The following is a 1,050-nucleotide window of genomic DNA, read 5'->3' on the forward strand; positions in this document are numbered from 1 at the left end:
GCATCAGTGGTTGGAACAGATTCAAGAATAAAACACTTGGCGTTTCGTAGCCAAGTGTTTTTCTTGGCCGGTGGTTCAACTCATCTTGAACCCTGCGTATCTCCCGATCGCTGATGTTTCGGAAATCGGTCTGTTTGGGGAAATATTGTCGGATGAGTCCGTTGGTGTTCTCATTCAGCCCTTTCTCCCACGAATGGTAAGGGCGGCAAAAATAGGTTTCCGCCTTTAATGCTTTGGCTATTTTGGTGTGTTGGTAGAACTCTTTGCCGTTATCCATGGTGATGGTGTGGACTCTGGCTTTATATGCCCTTAATACCCTAATGACTGCCCGGGCAGTATCTTCGGCCTTTAAGTTATCCAATTTGCAGATGATGGTGTATCGGGTAGTGCGTTCGACCAAGGTCAATAATGCGCTTTTCTGATCTTTGCCGATGATGGTGTCGGCCTCCCAATCGCCGATTCGGGTTTTCTGGTCGACGATGGCGGGTCGGTTTTCTATGCCGACGCGGTTGGGCACTTTACCTCTGGTCCATGTGCTGCCGTAGCGTTTGCGGTAGGGTTTGCTGCATATTCTGAGGTGTTGCCACAACGTGCCGCCGTTGCTTTTGTCTTGGCGGAGGTAGCGGTAAACGGTGCTGTGATGGAGCGTGATCCCGTGGTATTTATGCAGGTAGGCGCATACTTGTTCGGGACTGAGTTTGCGGCGGATAAGGGTGTCGATGTGCTGAATGAGCTGCGAATCGAGCTTATAGGGTTTTCGCTTACGCTGTTTGGTCAGCCGGCTTTGCCGTTGGGCTTTTTCGGCGCTGTATTGCTGCCCTTGGTTGTAGTGCCGCTTGATTTCGCGGCTGATGGTGCTTTTGTGGCGGTTGAGCTGTTTGGCGATTTCGGCGATGGTGCAGTGGCGGGACAGGTATTGGATATGGTATCGTTCGTCTTGGGTCAGTTGTGTGTAGCTCATGGCAATCTTTCTTGCAGGAAAGGCCGTATGCTACCGCATACTGGCCTTTTTCTGTTATGGAAAGTTGCACTTCAAATGCGAATACGCCG

General features: G+C 50.9%; 1 protein-coding gene. It reads right to left on the reverse strand.

The annotated features are described in order from the left end of the window. The coding region (locus tag HMPREF3050_RS03065) for an IS30 family transposase (RefSeq protein ID WP_070773403.1) at positions 1–961 on the reverse strand (961 nt) is incomplete at its 3' end. Positions 962–1,050: the final 89 nt, after the last annotated feature.

It is taken from the genome of Neisseria sp. HMSC065D04 (genome assembly GCF_001815675.1).
In the GTDB taxonomy this organism is placed as follows: Bacteria; Pseudomonadota; Gammaproteobacteria; order Burkholderiales; family Neisseriaceae; genus Neisseria.